At 69.8% G+C, this 25,827-nt stretch carries 25 protein-coding genes; 13 read left to right on the top strand and 12 right to left on the bottom strand.

From position 1 onward, the window contains the following. Positions 1–13 precede the first annotated feature (13 nt). Positions 14–970 carry an RNA polymerase sigma factor SigF gene (locus tag ACI2LW_RS29770; RefSeq protein ID WP_404734341.1) on the bottom strand — a complete coding sequence of 319 codons (957 nt, stop codon included), beginning with the start codon at positions 968–970 and terminating at the stop codon, positions 14–16. A 238-nt stretch (positions 971–1,208) separates the two neighbouring features. Here ACI2LW_RS29770 and ACI2LW_RS29765 point away from each other — a divergent pair, with 238 nt between their 5' ends. Together ACI2LW_RS29765 and ACI2LW_RS29760 are read left to right on the top strand one after the other, a co-directional pair. Next, positions 1,209–1,586 carry an STAS domain-containing protein gene (locus ACI2LW_RS29765; protein WP_404734340.1) on the top strand — a complete coding sequence of 126 codons (378 nt, stop codon included), beginning with the start codon at positions 1,209–1,211 and terminating at the stop codon, positions 1,584–1,586. 373 nt (positions 1,587–1,959) lie between these two features. Continuing rightward, positions 1,960–2,508: an ATP-binding protein gene (locus tag ACI2LW_RS29760; protein ID WP_404734339.1), complete on the top strand. Its 549-nt coding sequence runs from the start codon at positions 1,960–1,962 to the stop codon at positions 2,506–2,508. Positions 2,509–2,994: 486 nt separating this feature from the next. On the opposite strand, the gene ACI2LW_RS29755 is transcribed toward ACI2LW_RS29760, so the two are convergent. Beyond that, positions 2,995–4,491: an oligopeptide:H+ symporter gene (locus tag ACI2LW_RS29755; protein ID WP_404734338.1), complete on the bottom strand. Its 1,497-nt coding sequence runs from the start codon at positions 4,489–4,491 to the stop codon at positions 2,995–2,997. Between the two features lie 568 nt (positions 4,492–5,059). Here ACI2LW_RS29755 and ACI2LW_RS29750 point away from each other — a divergent pair. After that, positions 5,060–5,737, top strand: coding sequence for a response regulator transcription factor (locus ACI2LW_RS29750; RefSeq protein WP_326802750.1), 678 nt, complete (start codon positions 5,060–5,062; stop codon positions 5,735–5,737). Between the two features lie 37 nt (positions 5,738–5,774). Beyond that, positions 5,775–7,046, top strand: a complete 1,272-nt coding sequence (locus ACI2LW_RS29745; protein WP_404734337.1) for an ATP-binding protein — start codon at positions 5,775–5,777, stop codon at positions 7,044–7,046. 169 nt (positions 7,047–7,215) lie between these two features. On the opposite strand, the gene ACI2LW_RS29740 is transcribed toward ACI2LW_RS29745, so the two are convergent. Next, positions 7,216–7,761: a GtrA family protein gene (locus ACI2LW_RS29740; protein ID WP_404734336.1), complete on the bottom strand. Its 546-nt coding sequence runs from the start codon at positions 7,759–7,761 to the stop codon at positions 7,216–7,218. A 231-nt stretch (positions 7,762–7,992) separates the two neighbouring features. Between ACI2LW_RS29740 and ACI2LW_RS29735 the strand changes: the two genes are divergently transcribed. Genes ACI2LW_RS29735 through ACI2LW_RS29725 form a run of 3 tightly spaced genes read left to right on the top strand, consistent with a single transcriptional unit; the run spans position 7,993 to position 10,915 of the window. Then, complete coding sequence (locus ACI2LW_RS29735) at positions 7,993–9,204, top strand: 5-(carboxyamino)imidazole ribonucleotide synthase (RefSeq protein WP_404734335.1); 1,212 nt, start codon at positions 7,993–7,995, stop codon at positions 9,202–9,204. After that, positions 9,201–9,731: a 5-(carboxyamino)imidazole ribonucleotide mutase gene (gene purE, locus ACI2LW_RS29730; RefSeq protein WP_404734334.1), complete on the top strand. Its 531-nt coding sequence runs from the start codon at positions 9,201–9,203 to the stop codon at positions 9,729–9,731. Before ACI2LW_RS29735 ends, purE begins: the two co-directional genes overlap by 4 nt. Further along, positions 9,728–10,915, top strand: a complete 1,188-nt coding sequence (locus ACI2LW_RS29725) for a dipeptidase (protein WP_404734333.1) — start codon at positions 9,728–9,730, stop codon at positions 10,913–10,915. Before purE ends, ACI2LW_RS29725 begins: the two co-directional genes overlap by 4 nt. Positions 10,916–10,943: 28 nt before the next feature. On the opposite strand, the gene ACI2LW_RS29720 is transcribed toward ACI2LW_RS29725, so the two are convergent. Both ACI2LW_RS29720 and ACI2LW_RS29715 read right to left on the bottom strand, forming a co-directional pair. Continuing rightward, on the bottom strand, positions 10,944–11,336 hold the full coding sequence (locus ACI2LW_RS29720) for a VOC family protein (RefSeq protein WP_404734332.1): 393 nt from the start codon (positions 11,334–11,336) through the stop codon (positions 10,944–10,946). Positions 11,337–11,398: 62 nt separating this feature from the next. Then, the gene (locus ACI2LW_RS29715) at positions 11,399–11,758 is read right to left on the bottom strand and encodes a VOC family protein (protein WP_404734331.1); all 360 of its coding nucleotides are present in this window, start codon (positions 11,756–11,758) and stop codon (positions 11,399–11,401) included. A gap of 249 nt (positions 11,759–12,007) precedes the next feature. Here ACI2LW_RS29715 and ACI2LW_RS29710 point away from each other — a divergent pair, with 249 nt between their 5' ends. Beyond that, on the top strand, positions 12,008–15,010 hold the full coding sequence (locus tag ACI2LW_RS29710; RefSeq protein WP_404734330.1) for a Tn3 family transposase: 3,003 nt from the start codon (positions 12,008–12,010) through the stop codon (positions 15,008–15,010). 38 nt (positions 15,011–15,048) lie between these two features. Here ACI2LW_RS29710 and ACI2LW_RS29705 read toward each other — a convergent pair whose 3' ends face one another. The 5 genes from ACI2LW_RS29705 to ACI2LW_RS29685 all read right to left on the bottom strand — a co-directional run bounded on the left by ACI2LW_RS29705 (position 15,049) and on the right by ACI2LW_RS29685 (position 18,260). Continuing rightward, complete coding sequence (locus ACI2LW_RS29705; protein ID WP_404734329.1) at positions 15,049–15,243, bottom strand: hypothetical protein; 195 nt, start codon at positions 15,241–15,243, stop codon at positions 15,049–15,051. Between the two features lie 196 nt (positions 15,244–15,439). Continuing rightward, positions 15,440–15,766 carry a hypothetical protein gene (locus ACI2LW_RS29700; RefSeq protein ID WP_404734328.1) on the bottom strand — a complete coding sequence of 109 codons (327 nt, stop codon included), beginning with the start codon at positions 15,764–15,766 and terminating at the stop codon, positions 15,440–15,442. Position 15,767: 1 nt separating this feature from the next. Beyond that, positions 15,768–16,274 carry a DUF6232 family protein gene (locus tag ACI2LW_RS29695; protein WP_404734327.1) on the bottom strand — a complete coding sequence of 169 codons (507 nt, stop codon included), beginning with the start codon at positions 16,272–16,274 and terminating at the stop codon, positions 15,768–15,770. Positions 16,275–16,378: 104 nt separating this feature from the next. After that, positions 16,379–17,104 (bottom strand): TetR/AcrR family transcriptional regulator, encoded by a 726-nt coding sequence (locus ACI2LW_RS29690; RefSeq protein WP_404734326.1) that lies wholly within the window; start codon positions 17,102–17,104, stop codon positions 16,379–16,381. Between the two features lie 76 nt (positions 17,105–17,180). Next, entirely contained in the window at positions 17,181–18,260 is a 1,080-nt protein-coding gene (locus tag ACI2LW_RS29685; RefSeq protein ID WP_404734325.1) for a hypothetical protein, read from the bottom strand. 270 nt (positions 18,261–18,530) lie between these two features. Here ACI2LW_RS29685 and ACI2LW_RS29680 point away from each other — a divergent pair, with 270 nt between their 5' ends. Both ACI2LW_RS29680 and ACI2LW_RS29675 read left to right on the top strand, forming a co-directional pair. Continuing rightward, positions 18,531–19,598 carry a tyrosine-type recombinase/integrase gene (locus ACI2LW_RS29680; protein WP_404734324.1) on the top strand — a complete coding sequence of 356 codons (1,068 nt, stop codon included), beginning with the start codon at positions 18,531–18,533 and terminating at the stop codon, positions 19,596–19,598. 88 nt (positions 19,599–19,686) lie between these two features. Further along, positions 19,687–20,193: a CGNR zinc finger domain-containing protein gene (locus ACI2LW_RS29675; protein WP_404734323.1), complete on the top strand. Its 507-nt coding sequence runs from the start codon at positions 19,687–19,689 to the stop codon at positions 20,191–20,193. Between the two features lie 157 nt (positions 20,194–20,350). Here the strand turns inward: ACI2LW_RS29675 and ACI2LW_RS29670 are convergent, their stop codons facing one another. Then, positions 20,351–21,694: a UDP-glucose dehydrogenase family protein gene (locus ACI2LW_RS29670; RefSeq protein WP_404734322.1), complete on the bottom strand. Its 1,344-nt coding sequence runs from the start codon at positions 21,692–21,694 to the stop codon at positions 20,351–20,353. 184 nt (positions 21,695–21,878) lie between these two features. On the opposite strand from ACI2LW_RS29670, the gene ACI2LW_RS29665 reads away from it, so the two are divergent. Together ACI2LW_RS29665 and ACI2LW_RS29660 are read left to right on the top strand one after the other, a co-directional pair. Then, on the top strand, positions 21,879–23,036 hold the full coding sequence (locus tag ACI2LW_RS29665; RefSeq protein ID WP_404734321.1) for an acyl-CoA dehydrogenase: 1,158 nt from the start codon (positions 21,879–21,881) through the stop codon (positions 23,034–23,036). 293 nt (positions 23,037–23,329) lie between these two features. Continuing rightward, a complete protein-coding gene (locus tag ACI2LW_RS29660) occupies positions 23,330–23,677 on the top strand; it encodes a four-helix bundle copper-binding protein (RefSeq protein WP_404734365.1) in 348 nt (115 codons plus the stop codon). A gap of 107 nt (positions 23,678–23,784) precedes the next feature. Here the strand turns inward: ACI2LW_RS29660 and ACI2LW_RS29655 are convergent, their stop codons facing one another. Continuing rightward, positions 23,785–25,101, bottom strand: a complete 1,317-nt coding sequence (locus ACI2LW_RS29655) for an LCP family protein (protein ID WP_404734320.1) — start codon at positions 25,099–25,101, stop codon at positions 23,785–23,787. A 118-nt stretch (positions 25,102–25,219) separates the two neighbouring features. Here ACI2LW_RS29655 and ACI2LW_RS29650 point away from each other — a divergent pair, with 118 nt between their 5' ends. After that, positions 25,220–25,780, top strand: a complete 561-nt coding sequence (locus ACI2LW_RS29650; protein ID WP_404734319.1) for an acyl-CoA thioesterase — start codon at positions 25,220–25,222, stop codon at positions 25,778–25,780. Positions 25,781–25,827 lie beyond the last annotated feature (47 nt).

Here is a 25,827-nt window from a genome sequence, read left to right as displayed (position 1 = left end):
CGTGTCACACCGGTCATTCGTCGACGGTCAGCCCGCGGCGCAGCCTCACCAGCGTCCTGGACAGCAGCCGGGAGACGTGCATCTGGGAGATGCCGAGCTCCTCGCCGATCTCCGACTGGGTCATGTTGGCGACGAACCGCAGCGAGAGGATCTTCCGGTCCCGCGAGGGGAGTTCGGCGATGAGCGGCTTCAACGACTCGACGTACTCGATGCCTTCGAGCCCGTGGTCCTCGTAGCCGATGCGGTCCGCGAGCGCGCCCTCGGAGTCGTCGTCCTCGGGCTGGGCGTCCAGCGAGGAGGCGGTGTAGGCGTTGGAGGCGGCCATGCCCTCGACGACCTCGTCCCGGGACAGGCCGAGGTGCGCGGCCAGTTCCGTCACCGTGGGGGCGCGGTCCAGCCGCTGCGCCAGTTCGTCACCGGCCTTGGCGAGGTCCAGCCGCAGCTCCTGGAGCCGGCGCGGGACGCGCACGGACCACGAGGTGTCGCGGAAGAAGCGCTTGATCTCGCCCACGATGGTAGGCATCGCGAACGTGGGGAACTCGACGCCCCGCGAGAGCTCGAAGCGGTCGATCGCCTTGATCAGGCCGATCGTGCCGACCTGGATGATGTCCTCCATCGGCTCGCTGCGGGAGCGGAAGCGGGAGGCGGCGAACTTGACCAGGGCGAGGTTGAGTTCGACGAGCGTGTTGCGGACGTAGGCGTGCTCGTGGGTGCCTTCCTCGAGGGACTCCAGCCGCTCGAAGAGGGTTCTGGACAGGGCCCGGGCGTCGTCCGGGGCCACTTCGTCGTAAGGGGGGATGTCCGGGAGTCCGGCCAGGACGTCGGCCGGATCGGCCAGTGGGGCCCGCTCGGCGCGTACGGCGTCGCGTACGTCGTGAAGCTCGATCGGATCCAGGGACTCCGTGGGGGATGCCGACGTCGCCCTCTGGGTATGCGATGCGTCGAGCCGGGGTGACATGATGTCCTCCATCGTTCTCGGCATATGGCTGCCGGGGCCATTCGTGCACTGCGGTGTGCGGCGCCTCCAAAGCCGGCCGTGTCGGGTACGTGTCTCTACTAGCCCTACCCGCTTTCCCACAGCCACCGCAAGTGCGTTGTGTGGGGGTATGTCCGATTGTGTGTAGTTGTTCGGGTGTCGGAGCGGTGAGGGAAGGCGTAGTGTTCGAGGGCGTCAGTCAGCAGCGAAGACCCCGGGAGAGAGAGACGGCATGGACCGCGGGACGGTCGGCAGTGCACAGTCGGGCCGGCTTCTGGTGGAGGTGCGGCAAGAGGGCTCCAGCGCCGTCGTGACGCCGTCGGGTGAGTTGGATCACCACACGGCCGACCTGCTGCGCGAGCCGCTCGAGGAGTGCCTCGAGAAGGGACGGTCGCGGCTGGTCGTGGACTGCTCGCGCCTGGAGTTCTGCGACTCCACGGGGCTCAATGTCCTGCTGGGCGCGCGGCTGAAGGCGGAGGCGGCCGGGGGCGGTGTGCACCTCGCCGGAATGCAGCCGGTGGTGGCGCGCGTGTTCGAGATCACCGGAGCGGACGCGGTCTTCAGCGTGCACGACACGCTCGAGGACGCCCTGGCCGACGAGTCCGGCTGAGCCGGGCGCCGGGCCGACCGCATGTCCTCTCCGTGTCCCCGGGCCCCGGAGCCGCACGGGACCCCGCTCCCCGAGGCGGCGCCCCACGGGTCCCTCCTCCGCGAGCCGACGCGCCCTGTCGCGCAGGTCCGGGCCCGTACGGCACGGCCGCTCGCGGCGTCCGGACGCCACGGCCGGCGCGCCGAATACGGTGGTGTTCCGCCGGATCGGTCGGGCAGGAGACTTCCTGTGAGCGGTTCGGCGGTTCGGCCACCGGGCCGGGATCCGGAGACCGGCGGAATGGCGTGTGTACTGGTGTACTGCCCAAGTACGTGTGCAGTGACGACTTCTGAATCGTGCATCGTGAACGGTGAATCGGTGAGGTGAAGCGCTGATGAGCACCACCCGGCCTTACTCGCCGGGCGACCGCGGCCCGGAGCCCAGCGGCGCTTCCGGGGTGTCCGAGGGGGGTGCGCCCGCTGCCGAAGCGTCCGCAGGGGGTGCGACGGCCGCGCCGGCGGTCCCGTCGGGGGGTCGCCAGGTCCGCAGACTGAGCTTCGACGGCCAGAGCGGCGTCGTGCCGCTCGCCCGCGACTTCACCCGCCAGGCGCTGTACGACTCCGGCTGGCTGCCCGCCGCGACCGCCGACCAGCGCGCCGCCGCCGAGGACGTCCTCCTCGTCGTCTCGGAACTGGTCACCAACGCCTGTCTGCACGCCGAGGGCCCGGACGTGCTGGAGATCACCATCGACAGCAAGGTGATCCACATCGAGGTGTCCGACCGCGGCACCGGCCAGCCGGCCCCGCGCACCCCGCACCGCGCCGGCCGCCCCGGCGGCCACGGCATGTTCATCGTGCAGCGCCTGTGCCTGGACTGGGGCGTGCTCCGCACCCCCGGCGTGGCCGGCAAGAGGGTGTGGGCGGAACTGGGCGCCCCGGCGTAGACCGGACGGACCGGACGGACGGGACGGCTCCCCGCCCCCGCCCCCGGGCGGAACCGCACCGTACGGCTGCCGCGGACCGCGCGGCCCCGGTCCGTGAGGCGCGCGCGTCCCTGAGGCGCAGGTGCGTGAGGCGCACGTCCGTGCGGCGTACGTCCGTGAGGCACAGGTGCGTGAGGCGCACGTCCGTGCGGCGTACGTCCGTGCGGCGCAGGTGCGTGAGGCGCACGTCCGTGCGGCGTACGTCCGTGAGGCACAGGCCGCCCCTCCGGCCTCTCCCCTCTCCTGCCCGCCCGGCGGTCCGACGCACCGTCAGCCGTCCCTCCGCCCCCGTCCCGTCGGCGGTCAACCGCCCACCGGCCCTGTCCCGTCGGCCACCGCCGCATCCCCCCGCCCCCGTGGCGCCCGCGCGGCGTGGGCCGTGCGAACGCCGGAGGGCCACCGCGTCCCTGGGGATGCGGTGGCCCTCCGGGAGAGCGGGGGCGTGCGTCAGTGCACGTCGCCCATCAGCTCCTTGACCTTCCTGCGGTACATCCACACCGCCGCGCCGGCGAGCACGGCGAGGGCGGCCTCCAGGGTCACGATGCCCGTCTTGTTGAGGTCGACGCCGGCGATGGAGAGCAGGCCGGTCGTGGCGTCACCGGCGGTGACGGCCAGGAACCAGACGCCCATCATCTGGGAGGCGTACTTCGCGGGAGCCATCTTCGTGGTGACCGACAGGCCCACCGGGGACAGCGTCAGCTCGCCGACGGTCTGCACGAAGTAGATCGCGACCAGCCACAGCGCGGCCGCCTTGTGACCGCCGTCGGCGATCGCCAGCGGGGCGAGGAAGAGGAAGAAGGACGCGCCGATCAGCACCAGGCCCATCGCGAACTTCACCGCGGTGCTCGGCTCCTTGCCGCGCCGGGCCAGCGCCAGCCACGCCCAGGCGAAGACCGGGGCGAGGGCCATGATCATGACCGGGTTGACCGACTGGTACCAGGAGACCGGGAAGTTCCAGCCGAGGATGGTGTTCTTCGCCGAGGAGTCGGCGAACAGAGACACCGTGGAGCCGCCCTGGTCGTAGATCATCCAGAACACGGCCGCGGCCACGAAGAACCAGATGTACGCCGTCATCTTCGACTGCTCGGCGCGGTCGAGCGCGCGGTCCCGCTTGATCCGGGCGATGACCAGGACCGGGATGACCAGGCCGGCGACGGTGATCGGCACCAGCAGCCAGTTCAGCGTGTAGGCGCCGGAGAGGCCGACGATCGCGTAGAAGACCACCGCGACGCCCGCCCACAGGGCGGCCTTCGTCAGGGTGGCGCGCTTCTCCTCGGCCGACAGCGGGGTCGGGACGACGTCCGAGCGGGAGCTCAGGTGGCGGGTGCCGAGCAGGAACTGGGCCAGGCCCAGCGCCATGCCGAGCGCCGCCAGCGCGAAGCCGAAGTGCCAGTTGACGTTCTCGCCGACGGTACCGATGACCAGCGGGGCGGCGAAGGCGCCGAGGTTGATGCCGATGTAGAAGACCGTGAAGCCACCGTCGCGGCGCGGGTCGTCCGGGCCGTCGTAGAGGTGGCCGACCATGGTGGAGATGTTGGCCTTCAGCAGACCGGAGCCGATCGCGACCAGGCCGAGACCCGCGAAGAACGTGCCGGAGAAGGGCAGCGCCAGGGTGAGGTGGCCGAGCATGATGACCGCGCCCGCGACGGCGACCGTCCTGCGGGGGCCGAGGACGCGGTCCGCGAACCAGCCGCCGGGCAGCGTGAGCAGGTACACGAGGGACAGGTACACCGAGTAGATCGCGGTCGCGGAGGCCGCGCTCATGTGCAGGCCGCCCGGTGCCACCAGGTACAGCGGGAGCAGTGCCTTCATGCCGTAGTAGGAGAAGCGCTCCCACATCTCGGTCATGAAGAGGGTGGCCAGGCCGCGGGGGTGGCCGAAGAAGGTCTTCTCGGAGCCGGGGGTGCCCGGTTGGACCGAGTCCTTCGTCAGGCTGGACGCCATGGTCGTTCCTTGCTGGTCGGGACGCGCCGCGATGAGCGGGGACGCGCCCGGTGGGGGTGGCCGGCACCGGCGGGGCCGGACGCCCACCCCACGCCCAGGGGAGTCCGCCCCGGGTCACGGAGCGGCGGACGACGGCCACCGGGATCCACGCCGCCACCCGCGTCGATCCGCGGGCGGGGCCCGGCCCTAGGTCATTCCTTCCGGCCGGCCGCACGGGCCGGCTCGCACACAAAAGGGACCCTCGGTGACGGATGAACACCAAAGGTCCGCTGCGTGCTACAGGCGTTCAACTCACCATACGGCAGGACAACACCGGATTTGGCACACCTGAGACGCGGATCACAGGTGATGGCGGCAACCCCGGCGGCCTTTCGAAGGTCTTCCAAGGATCGCATCTTCCGATGATTGGTCCGGACCACGGCGTGGCAAGGGGCGGTGAAGGTTCCGTGCCCGCGAGCCGCAAGCCGGCCGCAAGCCGGCCGCAGGCCGGCCGCAAGGTAAGAGAGCCGGTTCCCCGTCACACCGCAGCACCGCACTGACGGACGGCACGGCGGACTACCATCACCTCATGACCCGTGTACTGCTCGCCGAGGACGACGCGTCCATCTCGGAGCCGCTGGCCCGCGCACTGCGCCGGGAAGGCTACGAGGTCGAGGTGCGTGAGGACGGACCCGCCGCGCTCGACGCCGGAATGCAGGGCGGCGTCGACCTGGTCGTGCTGGACCTCGGCCTGCCCGGCATGGACGGCCTGGAGGTCGCCCGCCGGCTGCGCTCCGACGGCCACACGGTGCCCATCCTCATCCTCACCGCGCGCGCCGACGAGGTGGACACCGTCGTCGGGCTCGACGCGGGCGCCGACGACTACGTCACCAAGCCGTTCCGGCTCGCCGAACTGCTCGCCCGGGTCCGGGCCCTGCTCCGGCGCGGCGCCGCCGAGCCCCAGCAGCCGCCCGCGACCCACGGCGTCCGCATCGACGTCGAGTCCCACCGGGCGTGGATGGGCGAGGAGGAACTCCAGCTCACCGCCAAGGAGTTCGACCTGCTGCGGGTGCTGGTGCGGGACGCGGGCCGGGTCGTCACCCGCGACCAGCTGATGCGCGAGGTCTGGGACACCACCTGGTGGTCGTCCACCAAGACCCTCGACATGCACATCTCCTGGCTGCGCAAGAAGCTCGGCGACGACGCCGCGAACCCCCGCTACATCGCCACCGTGCGCGGCGTGGGCTTCCGCTTCGAGAAGAGCTGAGCCCCATCACCCGGGCCGCCCCCGCAGGTAAGAGGACATGCGCCGCCGACTGATCCAGTCCACGCTCGCCGTGGTGCTCGTCGTGATCGCCGTCTTCGGCGTCTCCCTGGTGATCGTCGAGACCCGGACGATCAGCAACAGCGCCCAGGAGCGCGTGGACTCCGAGGCGCTGCGGCTGGCCAGCATCGTCGACAGCCGGCTGATGGGCTCGGAGACCGTCAACGCGCGGATCCTGGCCGACCAGGTGGCCCCCGGCCAGTACGCCGTGGTGAGCATCCCGGGACAGCGGCCGATCCGCATCGGCAGCAGGCCCGCCGGCGACGTGATCCATTCCACGGCCCGCGGTGAGCGGGGCGAGACCGTGCGCATGGAGGAGTCACGCTCCTCGGTGACCCGGGAGGTCGGCCGCACCCTGCTGATCATCGGGCTGGTGGCGCTGCTCGCGGTGGTGGCCGCCGTACTGCTCGCGATCCGCCAGGCCAGCCGGCTCGCGTCCCCGCTGACCGACCTCGCGGAGACCGCCGAACGCCTCGGCTCCGGCGACCCGCGTCCCCGCCACAAGCGCTACGGCGTCCCCGAGCTGGACCGGGTCGCCGATGTGCTGGACCGCTCGGCCGAGAAGATCGCCCGCATGCTCACCGCGGAGCGCCGACTGGCCGCCGACGCCTCCCACCAGCTGCGCACCCCGCTGACCGCGCTGTCCATGCGGCTGGAGGAGATCACCCTCACCGACGACCCGGACACGGTGAAGGAGGAGGCGAACGTCGCGCTCACCCAGGTCGAGCGGCTGACGGACGTGGTGGAACGCCTGCTGACCAACTCCCGCGACCCGCGCAGCGGCTCCGCCGTCTCCTTCGACCTCGACGAGGTGATCCAGCAGCAGATCGCCGAGTGGCGGCCGGCCTACCGCAGCGCCGGCCGCGCGATCGTCAGCTCCGGCAAGCGGCACCTGCGGGCGGTGGGCACACCGGGCGCGGTGGCGCAGGTGCTGGCGGCGCTGATCGAGAACTCCCTGATGCACGGCGGCGGCACGGTGGCGCTGCGCACCCGCGTCACCGGCAACCAGGCGGTCGTCGAGGTCACCGACGAGGGGCCGGGCGTCCCCGCCGACCTGGGCGCCCGCATCTTCGAGCGCACGATCAGCGGCCGCAACTCCACGGGCATCGGCCTCGCGGTCGCCCGGGACCTCGCGGAGGCCGACGGGGGCCGTCTGGAACTGCTCCAGGCCCAGCCGCCGGTCTTCGGCCTGTTCCTGTCGCGCACCCCGCCGCCGAAGAAGACCGCCGAGGACGCCCCGACGGTCCGCTGACCCGCCGGACCCGCCGGACCCGCCGGCCCGCCCGCGCGGCCCGGGGGACGGTCGGCGCGGTCCTGGGGACGGTCGGCGCGGCCCGCGACGGTCGGCGCGGCCCGCGAAACGGTTGGCGCGGTCCGAGGTGCGGTCGGCGCGGTCCGCGGGACGGGCCGGCGCGCGACGGTCAGCGCGGGACCCGGGTGCGGGGCTTCTTCGACTCGGCCGCCAGGATCGACTCCGCGTCCGCCACCGTGTCGCGGACCGGGAGGGCGCGGAATACCCAGGTGCGGTAGGACCAGAAGCGGAACAGGGTCGCCACGCCGATGCCCAGGAACTTGAAGATGTTGCTCTGCAGCCGGCTGTCCCAGCCGAAGCCGTACGTCGCCAGGTACAGCACACCGTTCTCGATCACCAGCCCGACCACGCTGAACAGCAGGAACAGGGTGAGTTCCTTGGTGCGGCCGCTCTTGTCGCGGTCCCGGTAGGTGAAGTAGCGGAAGCCGACGTAGTTGAAGATGATCGCGACGACGGTCGCGATGACGCTCGCCCGCACCACCTGGAGGTCGGTCACGTTCCGCACCAGGTTGAAGACGAGCAGGTTGACCAGGAGCCCCGCCCCGCCCACCGCACCGAACTTCGCGACCTCGCGCCACAGCTGTCCGATGCGCCGGCGCAACGCGCTCCGGGGCGCCGGGGGCGCCGATCGGAGTCCCGAGGAACCCTGTCCCATGGCCGTGCAGGCCCCCGTCCGGTCGGTTGTGTCAACCCCGCCATGCTAACCAGCGCCCGCTGCCCGCGCCCGGGGACCGGCCGTGAGCTGGGTAACCCCGGTCGGAAAGAGGCCGGGAAACGACGGGAGCGAAACCACCGATTCCGGCGGCTGCGGGCGGTACGTCCGCAATGCCGCGCGGCCCGCGCGGGCGGGATCCGGCCGCCGTGGCGCGGCCGATACCCTTGAGGCGTGACATTCCCGGTAGTCGGCATGGTCGGCGGGGGTCAGCTCGCTCGTATGACACACGAGGCGGGCATCCCGTTGGGCATCAGGTTCAAGCTCCTCAGTGACACCCCACAGGACTCCGCGGCGCAGGTCGTGAGCGATGTCGTCGTCGGCGACTACCGCGACCTGGAGACGCTGCGCGCCTTCGCGCGGGGCTGTGACGTGATCACCTTCGATCACGAGCACGTGCCCACCGAGCACCTGCGGGCCCTGGAGGCGGACGGCATACCCGTGCGCCCCGGCCCCGACGCGCTCGTGCACGCCCAGGACAAGGGCGTGATGCGGGCCAGGCTCGACGCGATCGGCGTGCCGTGCCCGCGGCACCGGATCGTGACCGATCCGCAGGACGTGGCCGCGTTCGCGGCCGAGCTCGCGGCCCAGGACGGCCCCGGGGCACAGGACGGGCCCGGCGCCTCCGCCGGCGAGGACGGCGGGCGGCCGGCGGACGGGTTCCCCGTCGTCCTGAAGACGGTCCGCGGCGGCTATGACGGCAAGGGCGTCTGGGTGGTCCGCTCGGTGGAGGAGGCCGAGGAGCCCTTCCGGGCCGGCGTGCCCGTCCTCGCCGAGGAGAAGGTCGACTTCGTCCGCGAGCTCGCCGCCAACGTCGTACGCTCCCCGCACGGCCAGGCCGTCGCCTACCCCGTGGTCGAGTCGCGCCAGGTGAACGGCGTCTGCGACACGGTGATCGCCCCGGCCCCCGGCCTGGACGAGAACCTCGCGCTCCAGGCCGAGGAGATGGCGCTGCGGATCGCGAAGGAACTCGGCGTCGTCGGCCACCTCGCCGTCGAGCTGTTCCAGACCCGCGACGGCCGCGTCCTCGTCAACGAACTGGCCATGCGCCCGCACAACTCGGGCCACTGGTCGATGGACGGCGCGGTCACCTCGCAGTTCGCCAACCACGTCCGCGCGGTCCTCGACCTGCCGCTGGGCGACCCGCGCCCGCGCGCGAAGTGGACGGTCATGGTCAACGTGCTCGGCGGCGACTACCCCGACATGTACTCGGCGTACCTGCACTGCATGGCCCGCGACCCCCAGTTGAAGATCCACATGTACGGCAAGGACGTGAAGCCCGGCCGCAAGGTGGGACACGTCAACACCTACGGCGACGACCTGGACGAGGTGCTCGAGCGCGCCCGTCACGCAGCCGGCTACCTGAGAGGCACCATCACCGAATGAGCCCTGTTGTTGGCATCGTCATGGGGTCGGACTCCGACTGGCCCGTCATGGAGGCCGCCGCCAAGGCGCTCGACGAGTTCGAGATCGCCTACGAGGTCGACGTCGTCTCCGCGCACCGCATGCCGCGCGAGATGATCACCTACGGCGAGCAGGCGGCCGAGCGCGGGCTGAAGGCGATCATCGCGGGCGCGGGCGGTGCCGCCCACCTGCCCGGCATGCTCGCCTCCGTCACCCCGCTGCCGGTGATCGGTGTGCCCGTGCCGCTGAAGTACCTGGACGGCATGGACTCGCTGCTGTCGATCGTGCAGATGCCGGCCGGGGTCCCCGTGGCGACCGTCTCCGTGGGCGGCGCCCGCAACGCCGGACTGCTCGCCGCGCGCATCCTCGCCGCCCACGACGAGGAACTGCTCGCCCGGATGCGGGAGTTCCAGCAGGAGCTCAACGACCAGGCCACCGAGAAGGGCAAGCGGCTGCGCACCAAGGTCGAGGGCGCCGGCGGCGGTTTCGGCTGCGGCGCGGGGAAGTGACCGCCGTGAGCCACCTGGAGCGCGCACGGGAACTGCTGCGCGAGTTCCCGGTCGTCGACGGCCACAACGACCTGCCCTGGGCGCTGCGCAAGCAGGCCCGCTACGACCTCGGGGCCCTGGACGTCGCCGCGCGCCAGAGCGCCCGCCTGCACACCGACATCCCGCGCCTGCGCGAGGGCGGCGTCGGCGCGCAGTACTGGTCGGTGTACGTCCCCGCCGACCAGCCCGAGCCGGTGGCGGCGACCCTGGAGCAGATCGACTGCGTACGGCAGCTGCTCGCCCGCTACCCGGCGGACCTGGCCCCCGCCCTGACCGCCGCCGACATGGAGGCGGCGCGCGCGCAGGGCCGCATCGCCTCCCTGATGGGCGCCGAGGGCGGCCACAGCATCGCCGGCTCCCTGGGCACCCTGCGCGGGCTGTACGAGCTGGGCGTCCGCTACCTGACCCTCACCCACAACGACAACGTGCCGTGGGCGGACTCGGCCACGGACACCCCGCGGGTGGGCGGTCTGTCGGCCTTCGGCCGCGCGGTGGTGCGGGAGATGAACCGCCTGGGCATGCTGGTCGACCTCTCCCACGTGGCCGCCACCACCATGCGGGACGCGCTGGACGCCAGCTCCGCGCCGGTGATCTTCTCGCACTCCTCCGCGCGGGCCGTCTGCGACCACCCGCGCAACATCCCGGACGACGTGCTGGAGCGGCTGCCCGCGAACGGCGGCGTGGCCATGGTCACCTTCGTGCCGAAGTTCGTGCTCCAGGCCGCCGTCGACTGGACGGCCGCCGCCGACGAGAACATGCGCGCCCACGGCTTCCACCACCTCGACACCACCCCCGAGGCGATGAAGGTGCACCGCGCCTTCGAGGAGCGCAGCCCGCGCCCGGTCGCCACGGTGTCCACGGTCGCCGACCACCTGGACCACATGCGCGAGGTCGCCGGTGTCGACCACCTCGGCATCGGCGGCGACTACGACGGCACGGCCTTCACCCCCGACGGCCTCGACGACGTCTCCGGCTACCCGAACCTGCTCGCCGAACTGCTGGACCGCGGCTGGTCGACGTCCGACCTGGCCAAGCTGACCTGGCAGAACGCGGTGCGCGTGCTGGGCGCCGCCGAGGACGTGGCCCGCGAGCTGCGCACCACCCGCGGCCCCTCCAACGCCACCCTCGAGGAACTCGACGGCTGAACCCCGGGCCCCGGCGGGACGGGCGGTCTCAGAGGTGCTCGATCCGGCACAGGCAGAACGGGTGCCCGGCCGGGTCGGCGTACACCCGGAAGTCCTTCTTCTCCGCGTCCTCCACATCCAGCGGGCGGGCGCCCAGGGCCAGCACCTTCTCGTGGGCCGCGTCCATCTCCTCCCAGGTGGCGCCCGCGTCGAAGTCCAGGTGGAACTGCTGGGAGTCCCGGTCGGCGCGCGGCCACCGGGGCGGGGCGTACCCGGGCGCCCGCTGGAACGCCAGCCGCGGCCCGTCCGGGATCCGCAGGACGACCCAGTCGTCGTCCTCGGCCTGCGGCGTGCCGCCGCCCACCCGGGCGTAGAACCCGGCCAGGGCGTGCGGGTCGGGACAGTCGATCACGACGGAACGCAGACGTGCCACGGCGGGCATCGGGCTCTCCTGTCTGTCGGTGTCCGCCGGCGTCAGCGGGCGTCAGCGGGCGCCCGCCGGTGTCAGCAGGCGCAGAGGCAGAACGGGTGCCCGGCCGGGTCCGCGTAAACCCGGAACGTACGGGCCCGGTCCTCCGCGTCCAGCGGCCTGGCCCCGAGCTCGAGGACGCCCTTCTCCGCCGCGTCCAGGTCCTCGACGGTCAGGTCCAGGTGGAACTGCTGCGAGTGGTCGGCCGCCGGCCACTTCGGCGGCACGAACCCCGGTGCCTTCTGGAAGGCCAGCGCGGGTCCGCCCGGCACCTTCAGGTCCACCCAGTCGCCCTCGCCCTCGACGGTGCCGCCCAGCACCCCGGCGTAGAAACCGGCGAGCGCGCGCGGGTCGGGACAGTCCAGGACGACGACACCCAGTTCGGCCAGAGCCATTGCTGCCTCCCAGTGACGGATGATCGGTTCGGCGGTAGCCGGTTACCCACAGAGGCGGGTAACCGGTAACCGTTACCGCATGCTCCCGTATAGCCGGTAACGCCGCAACCGGTTTGGGGGGATCGCCGAGATAAGCCCAGAAGGGGCCACGAGATGATCTTGATGCCTTGAGGCCGCAACCCGTCACCTGTTCGGCTTGGCCTCGTTGGTGTGATGTTGGGCTTGTCGTCTGGGGCCGGGGCGGGACTTGTGACCTCGATCGAGCGGACCGCGTATCCGCGGTTCAAGCGGCTGATCACCGCGCATGAGCTGCATCTGTTCTTCTCGCCGACACGTGATGAGGTCGCGTGGGCGTCGGAGGTCACGGACTGCGACGAGCATCTGTTGGCGCTACTGCTGATGCTGAAGTCCTATCAGCGGATGGGGTGTTTCCCCAGGCTGGAGGACGTCCCGGAGATGGTGGTGGACTTCGTGCGGCGGGCGGTGGAGCTGCCGGAGGGCACGCTGCCGCTGTACCAGGCGGTGAAGACCGCGAAGAACCACCGGGGCCTGGTGCGGCAGCGGGTGGGCGTGGTCTACGACCAGGCCGAGGCCCGGAGGATCGCCGAGGCGTCGATCCGCAGCGAGGCCGCGGCGAAGAACCGCCCGGCAGATCTGATCAACATCGCGCTGGAGAAGGTCGTGGGGGCCGGACTGGAGCTGCCGGCGTTCTCCACCCTGGACGCGATGGCTTCGACCGTCCGCAAGGAGGTCAATGCGTCGATCTGCGCGGGCATCCACGACCGGATGAGCGCGGTGGAGCGGGCGGGGCTGATGCGGCTCCTGGAGGAGCGCGACGCGGACGGCACCACGCAGTACAACCGGCTGAAGAAGTTCGCGCAGAGTCCGACCTGGTCGCACTTCAAGCGGCTGATCGCGCAGCTGGAGTGGCTGGATGCCCTGGGCGATTCCTGGGTGTGGACGGACGGTGTGGCTCCGCGGAAGGTCACGGATTTCGCCGGGGAGGCGGATGCGGCGGACGCGTCCGAGCTGAAGGCGTACACGCCGGTCAAGCGGGTCGCGTTGATGGCGTGCCTGGTGCACAAGGCACGGATGCGGGTGCGGGACGAGCTGGCGCTGATGTTCTGCAAGCGGGTCGGGTCGAAGACGAAGAGGGCGAAGGAGGAACTGCAGGCGCTGAGGCTCGCCGAGCGGGAGATGACCGAGACTCTGATCGGCAACTACCGCACGGTGCTTAAGCACCTCGATGACGGTGGCCCGGCCCAGGAGGCGCTGGCGAAGGCCGCCGCGATGACCGCCGAGGCGGCCGGAGCCCTTCAGGGCCTGGACGAACAGGCGCCGGCCGACGAGGTCACCCGGCGGCTGGAGGGGAAAGTGTCCCCGGCGGTGCTCGCCTTCCTGAAGGCCATGACGGTGCAGGCCGGAGGGCTGGGCACGGTGACCCGGGCGGTGGAGGGGTTCGGCGGGTTCGCCAGGGAGTACGAGCAGATCGAGAAGGTCTCCGCCCATCACGGCAACTTCTGGGAGGTGCTGCTGTACGGGCAGATCGGCCGGGACCGGGCCCTGATGTTCGACCTGGCCGGGAAGCTGGAGTTCGCCGCGACCTCGGAGGACCGGACGGCGCTGGCCGCGCTCGCGCACGCCCGCCGCAACCAGGGCGCCCGCGGCGAGTACATCAGCGCGCTCGGTGAGGACGGCCGTCCGGTCGACGTCTCCTTCGCCACGCAGAACTGGCAGAAGGCCGTGGTCGACCGGACGCGGCCGGGGCAGTTCGTGCGCCGGCACTTCGAGGCGATGGTGTTCACCTACCTCGCCGAGGAACTGCGCACCGGGGATGTGGCGGTGGCCGGCTCGGAGGAGTACGGCGACTGGTCCAAGCAGTTGCTCGCGTGGGAGGTCGTCGAGGAGAAGCTGCCCGCCTACCTGGTGGAGATTGGGCTGGCCGAGGACGAGGGTGAGGCCGCCGGCTTCGACGCCGGGTATCCGGACAACGAGAGCCTGGTCATCGACCCGGCGACCGGTATCCCGTCGCTCAAGGCGCACCGCTCGGAGGGACAGCGGCCGTCGGCGAAGCGGCTGGAGCAGGAGGTCAAGGCGAGGATGCCGGAGCGCACGCTGATCGGGATCTGTGCGCGGACCGCGTACTGGGTGGAGTGGTGGCGCCGTTTCGGGCCGCCCTCGGGCCACGACCCGAAGCTCGCCGACCCGTTCGGCCGGTACGTGCTCACCACCTTCGTCAAGGGCACCAACATGGGCCCGTCCGTCGCGGCGGACGGCACGCACATGGACACTTACCTCGACAACCTGCTCGCCGAGACGTCCGTCAGGTACGGCAAGCCGGGCGGCATCGCCTACCACCATATCTCGGACACCTACATCGCGCTGTTCACGCACTTCATTCCGTGCGGGGTGTGGGAGGCCGTCTACATCATCGAGGGCCTGCTCAAGAACGCCTCCGAGGTCAAGCCCACCACCGTGCACGCCGACACGCAGGGCCAGTCACTGCCTGTCTTCACTCTGGCGCACCTGCTGGGCTTCGACCTGATGCCCAGGATCAGGAACTGGAAGGGCCTGGTCTTCTACCGGCCGTCCAAGACCACCGAGTACGTGCACATCGACGCCCTGTTCGGCGAGGCCGGGAAGAACGTCATCGACTTCGACCTGATCGAGTCCCAGTTCCGGCACCTGATGCGGGTGGCCGTCTCCGTCCGTGAGGGTGTCATCTCCTCGGCGACGCTGCTCAAGCGGCTGCGCTCCGGCTCCCACAAGAACGCCACGTACACCGCGTTCCGCGAGGTCGGCCGTGTGATCCGTACAGTGCAGCTGCTTCGGTATCTGACGGACGCGCCGCTGCGCCGGCGGGTGACAGCGGCGACGAACAAGGTGGAGTCGTTCAACCGGTTCTCCCAGTGGGTCGGCTTCGGCAACCGGGGCGTCATCGCCGACAACGATCCTGTCGAGCAGGAGAAGGCGATGAAGTTCAACGCCTTGTTGACCAACGCCGTGATCTTCCACAACGCCCTGGACATCGCCGAGATCGTCCGCCAGCTCCTGGAGGAGGGATGGGAGATCGACCCCGAGGACCTGGCGCACATCTCGCCATACCTGACCGAGCACATCAAACGGTTCGGCGAGTACAGCACGCACGAACTCGGCATCGAGCCAGAGGCGTATCACCCGAAACTCGACGTCGACTTCACCCTGCTGCGCGAGCCAGACCAGGCCGCTGGCGGCTACGGCCAGGCTGCCTGATCCGGCCCAACGGCTTCAGCGACAGGAATCAGCACGGCTCAGGGACGTATCTGCTCGATGAGTCGGAGGTTGCAGGAGGCGTGGCCCTTGCCGTTCTTCGGAAGCACCCAGAAGGAGCCGTCACTGCCTCGTCCCACCACCGTTGAGCCGCGCTTCAGCGAGTCGGAGTCGTAGTTCCTGGCCGCCTTGTGCAGTTCGACGAGTGCCTCCTCCCGCGTCTTGTTCCCGCTCACCGTCCGAGCCTTGACCTGTCGATGCGATGCCAGCCCATCGGCTGTGACCGTCTCCTCTTCGATGATCAACCACGTAGACATCAATCAGCCTCCTTGTGGCTGGCGTCGGTGACTCGCTCACAACGAGCGGCGAACTACATCGGGACTTCGACCCGGTCTGCCCGATACGGTCGCACCCCCGGTGTGACAGTGGCAGTCAGCCCCCGAGGGCTGCTCTTACACCCTGCACTGCCTCAATCACAGGAACACCAATGGTGCCAACCATCGAGGCGATGCCGGCAATACTTGCGAGCGCCCGACGTACAGCGCCGTTAGGGGAACTTGGCTCCGCCTCGATCGTCTCCAGCGCGTCGTCAAGGACCTGTTGGTCCTCCTCGGGAACGTGCTCTCGCAAGAGCCGCACCGCCTCAAGCAGCGTCTCCAAATGTGCCCCGGCCTCAGCGGGTGCCTGGCTCTTAGCGATACCGATGTTGTGGTCACCGTACTGCGTGACGGAGTCGCCAATATGGAAACTGTTGCTCACTTCACCCAGCCTGCTTTCCGATGTTGTAGCCGCCGTGTTGCGTGATTTTGTCGCCAATGTGCACGGTCTCGATCTGCACGTGGAATTCCGTGTTCGGGTCGCTAATCGCTTCCGTGATCTGCTTGTTGAGGGCGTGTACCTTAATCCAGTCGGTGCTTGCAATGACCGTCTCTGCTGCGCTGGGCGTCTCGATGTTCAGCACGTGGACGTCTGGCGTGCGCAGCCTCTTCACTAGCACGATGACCAGTATGAGGAACACGAGGACCGAGACGCCTGGCGCAAGTTCCTTCAACGTCTGACTGAAAGTCTCGCCTGCTGTCATCAAAATGACCATGGCAACAAAAAGTGCGATGACGGACTTTACGAAGCTCTTTACGCTGCCCCCGCGATCAGCTTCAATGACCTGGCGGCGAGTGGCCGTTACGTTCCGCAACGGATAAGCGTCTGCCCCGATCCAGAGCACTTGATTTTCGATCTTCACATCGACAAGGTCAGTTCTCTGAGTCACCGACGAAATCCCTTTCAAGCATTGCTGTGTGGTCGCCTTGGTGTACGTACGCGCTTTAGCTCAAGTTCCAGCCTTCCCTGCAATTAATGTCGGCGATTCAGGGCTTATCTGGTCGGCGGCTGGTACTGGTCTTCGAGGCCCATGCCACGCATCAGGTCTTGCATCAGCAGCTCGAACATGGGCTCCTGGTCGGAGAAGAGGGGGGCGAAGTGCCCGAAGACCTCCAACGCGATTTGACCGTAGAGCGACCGCCAGCAGCTCAGCATCACAACCATCGCGCCAGGGGGAAGGTCCACGCCGGTGTCTGCTCGGTAATCCTGCATCTGTTGCCGCAGACGAGGGTCCATTTCATCGTCTGCGAGGACCGGAAACCGGCGTTCCGCCCACAGCTGCACGAAGATCGGGCCCCAGACGGCGGCAAGCCGCCGCACCCAGGCGCTGGTCAGCTCTGCGTGGGCGTCACCGGCGGCTGCGGACGGGGTACCGAACAGCAGATTGAATTCGGACTGGTGCGTTATTGCCCAGTTGCGAAGTGCACGCACTGGCTCGATCATCCGCATCGCGAATTTGTCTTCAGGGTGGGAATCGGCTGCGGACTGCAGCTCGTGTACCAGGTCGTCGACGATGTCCTCGGCGACCCGGTACACGATCTCCGGGAGTCCGTCATCGAAATGGTGATACAGGGCTGCAGGGGTCACGCCGACACGTCGCGCGATCTCCGCAAGGGTGAGAGCCTCGACGCCCTGGTGAGCGATGATGTGGCGGGCAATGGACCGCACTTCGCCAGACATCTGGGCCCGCATCCGCTCCCGACGTCCCGGTGCGGCCATCTACTCCCCTCCTTGCTCCGAGAAGTCAGTGCCGTCAGGCACTGACGTATATCCACGCGTGGACCACGAAGTGTGACTAACCTTGAACCGAGATTGAGAAGGGCTGAGGGCGCCCTTCCTTGTACGTCATCCCTTCCTCATACTTATCGAGGACACTATCGGGGCCCTTGACTTCGAAGGTGATATCGGATGTTTTCCCTTCAGGCACTCCTTGCAGGATGAGTGTCCCGGTGTTCACAGCCCCAGAACCGCCTCGACTCCCAAGCAGAAGCCCAGGTCCACAGTTGACCACCTCGTTTCGGGTGTAGTACGTCACCCCCTCCGGGACGCCCTTAATGGAAATCGTGGCGGTATCGGGATCGAACTTGCTGGAATCAGCTTCCCAGCGTGGATCGTTTGCATTGAGGACTTCGAGCGTCACCGGAACGATTGACTTGCCGGGAAGAGCCTTCAGTCCGCACGCGTCGTCGCTTTGGGTGGGCTGACCAACCGTTGCGGTTACCTTCCCGCGAGAGCGGTAGATGGTCTTACCGCCTCCCAAGTCGATATACGTCCCCTGGATGTCGAAGTTGACCGTCTTGGATTCCGGTACTTTCGCGTCGCCGACAGCAGAACCCTGCGGGCCGACCGTATCTCCCGAAATGGACGGCTGGCCATTTGCTTTGGTCCCGCCGTCGCCGCCGACCCACTGCGTGACTCCGTAGCCACCGAGGACGACAGCGAGGAGGGCGAACGCTCCGAAGCCGATGCGGATGTTGCGCTTCCTGCTGTTGTCAATGTTGCCGCCGGCGACCTGGTGGCCCTTCCCGCTGATGTCACCACCGCTGATGTTGACCTGGTGGTGCGGCGAGCCGGAGGTGGCGGTGCCCTGGTCCGTGTCCTGGTGGTAGACGTTCACCGCGTCGTTCAGGGCCTGCGCGAACGCAGGGTCGCTCTGAGCGGCGCTGGCTAGCATGCTCGCGGCTTCCATTCGCCGTCCGGAGTCCTGCGGAGTGTCTTCAAGCCGGTCCAGCGCTCTCGCGCCGTCATCGGTCGACCCCAGGCGCTGCCTCACCAGTTCTGTCACGGTGCCGGCCGCCACGTCCTGCACGACTCCGGCCAGGAAGTCCGCTGCGATGCCTACCGCCGCGCCTGCCAGGATCCCGAGCTCCACCATCTTTTCCTCCCCCGAGTATTGAGCCAACCACCCCTCAGTTAAAGGGGCTTTAGAAAGTAGTGCATCTTTAAGATCCTTCTCCAGCTGTGCGCGACAAAGGGACGTGAGCGTTTGGTGTCTGCCGCAGTAAATACCGGATTTACTGCGGCAGAGCCGATACCCTTCCCTCGGCGCCCCTTCAGCGACCTTGGATGTTCGATCTCGCGCCAGGATCGTGATGCGGGGTGAGGTGTACGCATTTACTGCGGCAGGGCCGAAAGGGGCGGACGGGTGGCAATCGAACGGGCGGCCGCGCCGGAGAACGGGGGCGCATTACGGTTGCCGCGCGCCCGGGTCGTGCCGCTGTCCGCCCGGCCCCCGTCGTACGAAGCTGCGGTCGAGCGGTACCTCACCGGCGCGGGCATCGCGAAGTCCTCCGCACGGATCTACCGGATCTCGCTCACCACTTGGGGATGGATGCTGCGCGGCGAACCGGCACCGACCGGGCCCGATCGCCGCGGCGCCAAGCCCGCACCTTTCGAGCTAGCCGCGATCGACGACCCTGAACTGCCGTCGGCGCTCGCCGAACTCGCCGCGGCGCGGGCGGACGAGATGGACGCCGACACCGTCAACCGTGAACTGTCCATCGCGCGCAAGGCGCTCGGATGGTGGCAGGCTCAAGGGTGGATCGAAGCCGACCCCACGATCGGGATCGAGCGCCGCCCGGCCCCGCCGGACCGTACGAAGGCACTGTCCAAACCACAGATCACCGCCCTATGGCAACTGGACGCGTCCGTACGGGAGAAGACGTTCTGGAAGCTCCTCTACGAGAGCGCGGCCAGAGCAGACGAGATTCTGTGCCTGAACATCGAAGAGCTGTTCCCCTCTGACAAGCGCGGACGCGTCGTCTCCAAGGGCGGCGCCATCGAATGGATCCACTGGCAGTCCGGCACCGCCCAGCTCCTGCCTCGCCTCATCGCCGGCCGCACCCGCGGCCCGCTCTTCCTCACCGACCGCAGAGCCCCTGCTCGCACCCCGAGCCTGGACATCTGCCCGGCCACCGGCCGCGCGAGACTGTCCTACCGCCGCGCCGAGGAAATCTTCGAGGCGAGCACCCGACTGCTGGCCAACCCCCTCGCCAGCCCCGACGACTTCGACGAACTGGAGGGCTGGACGCTCCACCGGCTCCGCCACAGTGCGCTCACCCACGACGCGGAGGACGGCACGTCCACGCCCATGCTGCTGGCCCGCTCGCGGCACGCGTCCGTGCGGTCCCTGGAACGGTATGCACGTCCCGGCGTCGATGCGGTCGCCCAGCACGTCGCCGAGCGCGATCCAGCCGCCCGCCGCCGTAGGTGAGCCCGGGCACTCAAGGCTTCAAGATCACCCCGTGGCCCCTTTTGGGCTTATCTCGGCGATCCCCCTTTTGCGGGGTACCGTCGCTGGCATGAGTGAGAGATCGCCCGCGCCGGGGGGCCTGGCTCTGGTCGAGTCCCTGGTGAACACGCTGGACGTCGAGTCGGGCGCCGACTCGCTCGACACCGCGGACGGCCGGGCGCCCTTCGGGATCACGGAGGCCGGCCTGCCCGCGGCCCGCGAGCTGCGCGAGTCCCTGCGGGCCGCGCTGCTCGCGCACGCCGGTCACCCGCCGCACCGCCCGGTGACCCCCCTCGGCGAGCTTCTCGCCGCGTCCCCGCTGGTCGTGGCCGTCGACGACCGCGACGGCTCCGCGCGTCTGGCCCCCCTCGACCCCGCCCCCCTGCTCTCCCGGGTCGCCGCCGCGGTGGCCCAGGCGCTCGTGGAGGGCACCTGGACGCGGCTCAAGGCGTGCGAGGCCGACACCTGCCACTGGGCGTACTACGACCGCAGCCCGGCCGGACGGGGCCGCTGGTGCTCCATGCGGGTGTGCGGGGCGCGTGCCAAGATGCGGCGCTATCGCGCGAAGGAGGTGTGATCCCGGACGGATCCACCCCGGGTTCACCGCCGCGCGGCCGCGCGGTGGTGCAGAATGCGGGAAGACGCCGGTTCGGCCGACTGAGCCTCGGCCGAACCGGCGTCGCCCGCCCGCGAGCCCCCTCGCCGGTCCGGCCGTCCCCGGCCGTCCCCGGCCGTTACGCCGTCGGGCGGCCCATCGCCCGGTACGTCCAGCCGGCCCGCCGCCACAGCTCCGGGTCCAGCGCGTTGCGCCCGTCGAGCACCAGCCGGACCGCCACGGCCTCGCCCAGCGCCGCCGGGTCCAGCTCGCGGAACTCGCGCCACTCCGTCAGATGCAGCACGACGTCCGCGCCCCGCACCGCCTCCAGCGCCGATCCGGCGTAGCCGAGCGTGGGGAAGACCCGGCGGGCGTTGTCCATGCCCTTGGGGTCGTAGACCGTCACCTGGCCGCCCTGGAGGTGGATCTGGCCGGCCACGTTCAGCGCCGGCGAGTCGCGCACGTCGTCCGAGTCGGGCTTGAAGGTGGCGCCCAGCACCGCGACCCGCTTGCCGAGGAACGGACCGCCGCCCAGCGCCTGCCGGGCCAGCTCCACCATCTGCCCGCGCTGGCGCATGTTGATCGAGTCGATCTCGCGCAGGAAGGTCAGCGCCTGGTCGGCGCCCAGCTCGCCGGCGCGCGCCATGAAGGCCCGGATGTCCTTGGGCAGGCAGCCGCCGCCGAAGCCGATGCCGGCCCGCAGGAACTTGCTGCCGATCCGGTCGTCGTACCCGATCGCCTCCGCCAGCTTCGCGACGTCGCCGCCCGCCGCCTCGCACACCTCGGCCATGGCGTTGATGAAGGAGATCTTCGTGGCGAGGAAGGAGTTCGCGGAGGTCTTCACCAGCTCCGCGGTAGGGAAGTCGGTGACCACGAACGGGGAGCCCTCGCCGATCGGCGTGGCGTACACCTCGCGCAGCAGCTTCTCCGCCCGCTCGCTGCGCACGCCCACCACGATCCGGTCCGGGTGCAGGGTGTCCCGCACCGCGAAGCCCTCGCGCAGGAACTCCGGGTTCCACGCGAGCTCCACGTCCTCGCCCGCGGGGGCCAGCTCGGCGATCAGCCGGGCCAGCCGGTCGGCGGAGCCCACGGGCACGGTCGACTTGCCGACCACCAGGGCGGGCCCGGTCAGGTGCGGCGCGAGCGAGGTGATCGCGGAGTCGACGTAGGACATGTCGCAGGCGTACTCGCCGTGCTTCTGCGGAGTGTTCACGCAGACGAAGTGGATGTCGCCGAACGCCGCCGCCTCGGCGAAGTCCATCGTGAAGCGCAGCCGCCCCGTCGAGCCCTCGATCCCGGCCACGTGCCGGCGCAGCAGCTCCTCGAGGCCGGGCTCGTACATCGGGACCTCGCCCCGCCGCAGCGTCTCGATCTTCTCGGGCACGACGTCCAGCCCGAGCACCTCGAAACCGAGCTCGGCCATGGCCGCGGCGTGGGTCGCGCCGAGATAGCCGGTGCCGATCACAGTGATCTTGAGGCTCATGGGTGCTCCAAGAGGGACGATGGTGATGCGGTGCCCGAGCATATCCGGGGCATGGGAGCGGTCTTCGCCGGGCAGTGTCCCGGCTGTCGTCAAGCTCACGTACTCACGGGCGTGGGCGGACCTCTAAAATTTGAGTTACTTAACGGTAATTAGCGTCAGTGCGTCTTCTTTGGAGTGAGAGACCTTGGCCGGATCGGCTGACTTCGACCTGTACCGCCCGTCCGAGGAGCACGACATGCTCCGCGACGCCGTCCGCTCGCTGGCCGAGGCGAAGATCGCGCCGTACGCCGCCGCGGTGGACGAGGAGGCGCGCTTCCCGCAGGAGGCCCTCGACGCGCTGGTCGCGGGCGACCTGCACGCCGTGCACGTGCCCGAGGAGTACGGCGGCGCGGGCGCGGACGCCCTCGCCACGGTCATCGTGATCGAGGAGGTGGCCCGCGTGTGCGCCTCCTCCTCCCTCATCCCCGCCGTGAACAAGCTGGGCTCCCTGCCGGTGATCCTCTCCGGCTCCGAGGAGCTGAAGAAGAAGTACCTGGGCCCGCTCGCCAAGGGCGACGCGATGTTCTCGTACTGCCTCTCCGAGCCGGACGCCGGCTCGGACGCGGCCGGCATGAAGACCAAGGCGGTCCGCGACGGCGACCACTACGTCCTCAACGGCGTCAAGCGCTGGATCACCAACGCCGGCGTCTCGGAGTTCTACACGGTGATGGCCGTCACCGACCCCGACAAGCGCAGCAAGGGCATCTCCGCCTTCGTGGTGGAGAAGTCCGACCCGGGTGTCTCCTTCGGCGCCCCGGAGAAGAAGCTCGGCATCAAGGGCTCCCCGACCCGCGAGGTCTACCTCGACGACGTCCGCATCCCGGCCGACCGCATGATCGGCGCCGAGGGCACCGGCTTCGCCACCGCGATGCGCACCCTCGACCACACCCGCATCACCATCGCCGCCCAGGCCCTCGGCATCGCCCAGGGCGCCCTCGACTACGCCAAGGGCTATGTGCGCGAGCGCAAGCAGTTCGGCAAGCCGATCGGCGACTTCCAGGGCATCCAGTTCATGCTCGCGGACATGGCCATGAAGATCGAGGCCGCCCGCCAGCTGACCTACGCGGCCGCCGCCAAGTCCGAGCGCAACGACCCCGACCTCACCTTCCAGGGCGCCGCCGCCAAGTGCTTCGCCTCCGACGTCGCCATGGAGGTCACCACCGACGCCGTCCAGCTCCTCGGCGGCTACGGCTACACCCGCGACTACCCGGTCGAGCGCATGATGCGCGACGCCAAGATCACCCAGATTTATGAGGGCACGAACCAAGTGCAGCGGATCGTGATGGCGAGGAACCTGCCGTAACGGCGAGGCGGGTGACCCGGACACCACGAGTACCACGGCCCCCGGCACGCGCCGGGGGCCGTAGTGTTTCCGGCGGACGCGCGCCCCGTGCGGCAGGCGCCCGTCCGCGCCCGCCACTGCGGGCTCCCCTCCCGCGCGGCACCGCGGCCTCACCCGGACGGGTGCAGCGGAGCCGGTGTGTGTGCCGGATGGCGCGTCGGGGTGCCGGGGCGTACGACGGAGGGGAACGGGGCCCGCCCCGGGCCCCTCTCGTCCCCCAAGGAGGAGCCGTGACCAACACCCAGCCCGGCGCCATGGCCGCCATGAGCAAGGAGATGCAGGACTGCGTCGACGCCTGCATGAGCTGCCACAACATCTGCGAGGAAGCCATGAGCTCCTGCATGCAGATGGGCGGCCAGGCGCAGATGCAGATCATGCGGGCGCTCATGGACTGCTCCGAGACGACCCGCATGTGCGCGGACATGATGATGCGCCGCTCGCCGATGTCGGCCGAGATGTGCGCGATGTGCGCCAAGGCCTGCGACATGTGCGCCGAGGCGTGTATGTCCATGCCCGACGATCCGATGATGATGCGCTGTGCGCAGGCGTGTCGGCACTGCGCCGACATGTGCCGCACGATGGCGGGCGCCGGCATGAGCTGAGCCCCCAGCCCTGAACCCCGGCAGCACACGCGGGAGCCCCGCGGCGCGTGAAGCGGATCGCGGGGCTCCTGGTGGTGCGGCCGTACGGTTCGGGCGCGGTCGCCCGGTCAGTCGCTCGTGACGGTGACCTTCTCGTCGTTCTTCAGCTGGTTCACCAGCGTCTTGACCTTGGCCTTGTCCCAGACGAGGTTGCCGCCGGCGGAGCCCGATATCGGCATGTTCATGGAGGTGCCGTCGCCGCCGCTGACGCCCTTCATCGCCCAGAACATCGACGCCAGGTCCCACAGGCTCATGTCCTTGTCGACGATCAGCGAGTCCAGGCCGGCGCTCATCGTCGGGTAGAGCGTGAAGGGGTTCAGCACCGTCGAGGGGGTCGCCACCTGGTGCGCCAGCGCGGAGAGGAACTTCTGCTGGTTCTTGGTGCGCTGCAGGTCGCTGGCGGCGAAGGCGTGCCGGGTGCGGACGAAGGCCAGGGCCTGCTCGCCGTTCAGGGTCTGCTTGCCGGCCTGGAAGTCGGCGCCCGAGTACTTGTCCTTGAAGGGCTTGTCGATGGTGATGTCGACGCCGCCGACCGCGTCCACGATGTTGGCGAAGCCGGCGAAGCCGATCTCCACGTAGTGGTCGATGTGCAGGCCGGTGTTGTACTCGATGGTGCGCACCAGCAGCGTCGGGCCGTCGAAGGCGTAGGCGGCGTTCAGCTTGTTCTGGCCGAGCGGGCCGCGGAGCTTGCCGGACTCCGAGCCCTGGAACTTCGGGATCGTGACGTTGGAGTCGCGCGGCAGGGATATCAGGGTGTCGCCGTTGTCACCGACGTGCAGGATCATCATCGAGTCCGTGCGCTTGCCCTCGGCGGACCCGGTGTGCAGCTTCTTCTTGTCCGCGTCGGACAGCCCGGCCCGGCTGTCCGAGCCGACGATCAGGTAGTTGGTGCCCTTGCCCGTCTCCGGCCGGTCGATCACCTTGGACAGGTCGACGTCGCGGTGCAGCTTGGAGTCGGCCCAGAAGTAGGTCGCGACGGAGGTGACCACCAGCACGGTGACCAGGGTCAGCGCGGCCCACTTGATGCGGCGGCGCCAGTTCGGCGCGGGGCGGCCGGGGCCGCCGTAGCCGTCACCGGGTCCGCCGCCGCCCGGGGCGCCGTAGACCTGGCCGGTGTTGTAGCCGCTGTCGTAGCCGTAGCCGTCGTGGTTCCCGGCGTCGTCGTAGCCGCGGCCGTCGACGTACGACGGCTGCCGCGGGACCCCGTACGGCGGGGCCGACGGACCCTGGCCGCCGTAGCCGCCGTCCCGCGCGGGCGGTACCGCCGGGCCGCCGCGCCGCACTTGACGCATCACGCGGGCGCCCTCCGGCTGTGCGCCGGCACTGCCGCGTCCGTATCGGGGGCCGCCGTTCTCACCGGACCATCCATCGGGCCAATCATTCATGCGCCCCAGTGTGCAGGGCACGACGGTGTGCCTTACAAGGCCCGTCGGAAAATAAGGTCGCCGCTGTTGCCAAGCTGACACAAAATCCCCGGATGTCGCCTCGGCATAGGGTGGGGGCATGACAGACCAGGCCCCCGCCGCCGCCGAGTCCGGAACTCCGGACATTCCGGGCAAGCCGACCTCGGCGTCCCGCACCACCCTGAGCCACATCATGACCCACAACGACACCAACCTCCTGGGGACGGTGCACGGCGGGGTGATCATGAAGCTGGTCGACGACGCGGCGGGAGCCGTGGCCGGCCGGCACAGCGGCGGACCCGCCGTCACCGCCTCCATGGACGAGATGGTGTTCCTGGAGCCGGTCCGGGTGGGCGACCTCGTCCATGTGAAGGCCCAGGTGAACTGGACCGGCCGGACCTCGATGGAGGTCGGCGTGCGCGTCCTGGCCGAGCGCTGGAACGAGTCCACCCCGCCGACCCAGGTCGGCTCCGCCTATCTCGTCTTCGCCGCGGTGGACGCCGACGGCAAGCCGCGGATCGTGCCGCCGGTGCTGCCCGAGACGGAGAAGGACAAGCGCCGCTACCAGGAGGCCCAGATCCGCCGCACCCACCGGCTGGCCCGCCGCCGCGAGATCAGGGAACTCCGCGAGAAGCGCGCCGCGGAGGGCTACGAGGACTGACCCCGCCCACGGGGGCGGGGCACAGGACCGCCCGGAGGCGACGGCCT

The sequence above is a fragment of the Streptomyces sp. NPDC004065 genome (assembly GCF_044903565.1).
GTDB lineage: Bacteria > Actinomycetota > Actinomycetes > Streptomycetales > Streptomycetaceae > Streptomyces.
Note: the sequence above shows the minus strand (reverse complement) of the source record. Positions and strands in the feature narration are given on the sequence as shown.

Coding starts and splice junctions, on each gene's coding strand:
- ACI2LW_RS29715 (WP_404734331.1), bottom strand. CDS start 11,758: ATGGCTCTGGCCGAACTGGGTGTCGTCGTCCTGGACTGTCCCGACCCG.
- ACI2LW_RS29745 (WP_404734337.1), top strand. CDS start 5,775: ATGCGCCGCCGACTGATCCAGTCCACGCTCGCCGTGGTGCTCGTCGTG.
- ACI2LW_RS29720 (WP_404734332.1), bottom strand. CDS start 11,336: ATGCCCGCCGTGGCACGTCTGCGTTCCGTCGTGATCGACTGTCCCGAC.
- ACI2LW_RS29660 (WP_404734365.1), top strand. CDS start 23,330: ATGGCCGCCATGAGCAAGGAGATGCAGGACTGCGTCGACGCCTGCATG.
- ACI2LW_RS29685 (WP_404734325.1), bottom strand. CDS start 18,260: ATGGTGGAGCTCGGGATCCTGGCAGGCGCGGCGGTAGGCATCGCAGCG.
- ACI2LW_RS29650 (WP_404734319.1), top strand. CDS start 25,220: ATGACAGACCAGGCCCCCGCCGCCGCCGAGTCCGGAACTCCGGACATT.
- purE (WP_404734334.1), top strand. CDS start 9,201: ATGAGCCCTGTTGTTGGCATCGTCATGGGGTCGGACTCCGACTGGCCC.
- ACI2LW_RS29770 (WP_404734341.1), bottom strand. CDS start 970: ATGGAGGACATCATGTCACCCCGGCTCGACGCATCGCATACCCAGAGG.
- ACI2LW_RS29740 (WP_404734336.1), bottom strand. CDS start 7,761: ATGGGACAGGGTTCCTCGGGACTCCGATCGGCGCCCCCGGCGCCCCGG.
- ACI2LW_RS29750 (WP_326802750.1), top strand. CDS start 5,060: ATGACCCGTGTACTGCTCGCCGAGGACGACGCGTCCATCTCGGAGCCG.
- ACI2LW_RS29765 (WP_404734340.1), top strand. CDS start 1,209: ATGGACCGCGGGACGGTCGGCAGTGCACAGTCGGGCCGGCTTCTGGTG.
- ACI2LW_RS29755 (WP_404734338.1), bottom strand. CDS start 4,491: ATGGCGTCCAGCCTGACGAAGGACTCGGTCCAACCGGGCACCCCCGGC.
- ACI2LW_RS29670 (WP_404734322.1), bottom strand. CDS start 21,694: ATGAGCCTCAAGATCACTGTGATCGGCACCGGCTATCTCGGCGCGACC.
- ACI2LW_RS29675 (WP_404734323.1), top strand. CDS start 19,687: ATGAGTGAGAGATCGCCCGCGCCGGGGGGCCTGGCTCTGGTCGAGTCC.
- ACI2LW_RS29760 (WP_404734339.1), top strand. CDS start 1,960: ATGAGCACCACCCGGCCTTACTCGCCGGGCGACCGCGGCCCGGAGCCC.
- ACI2LW_RS29655 (WP_404734320.1), bottom strand. CDS start 25,101: ATGAATGATTGGCCCGATGGATGGTCCGGTGAGAACGGCGGCCCCCGA.
- ACI2LW_RS29690 (WP_404734326.1), bottom strand. CDS start 17,104: ATGGCCGCACCGGGACGTCGGGAGCGGATGCGGGCCCAGATGTCTGGC.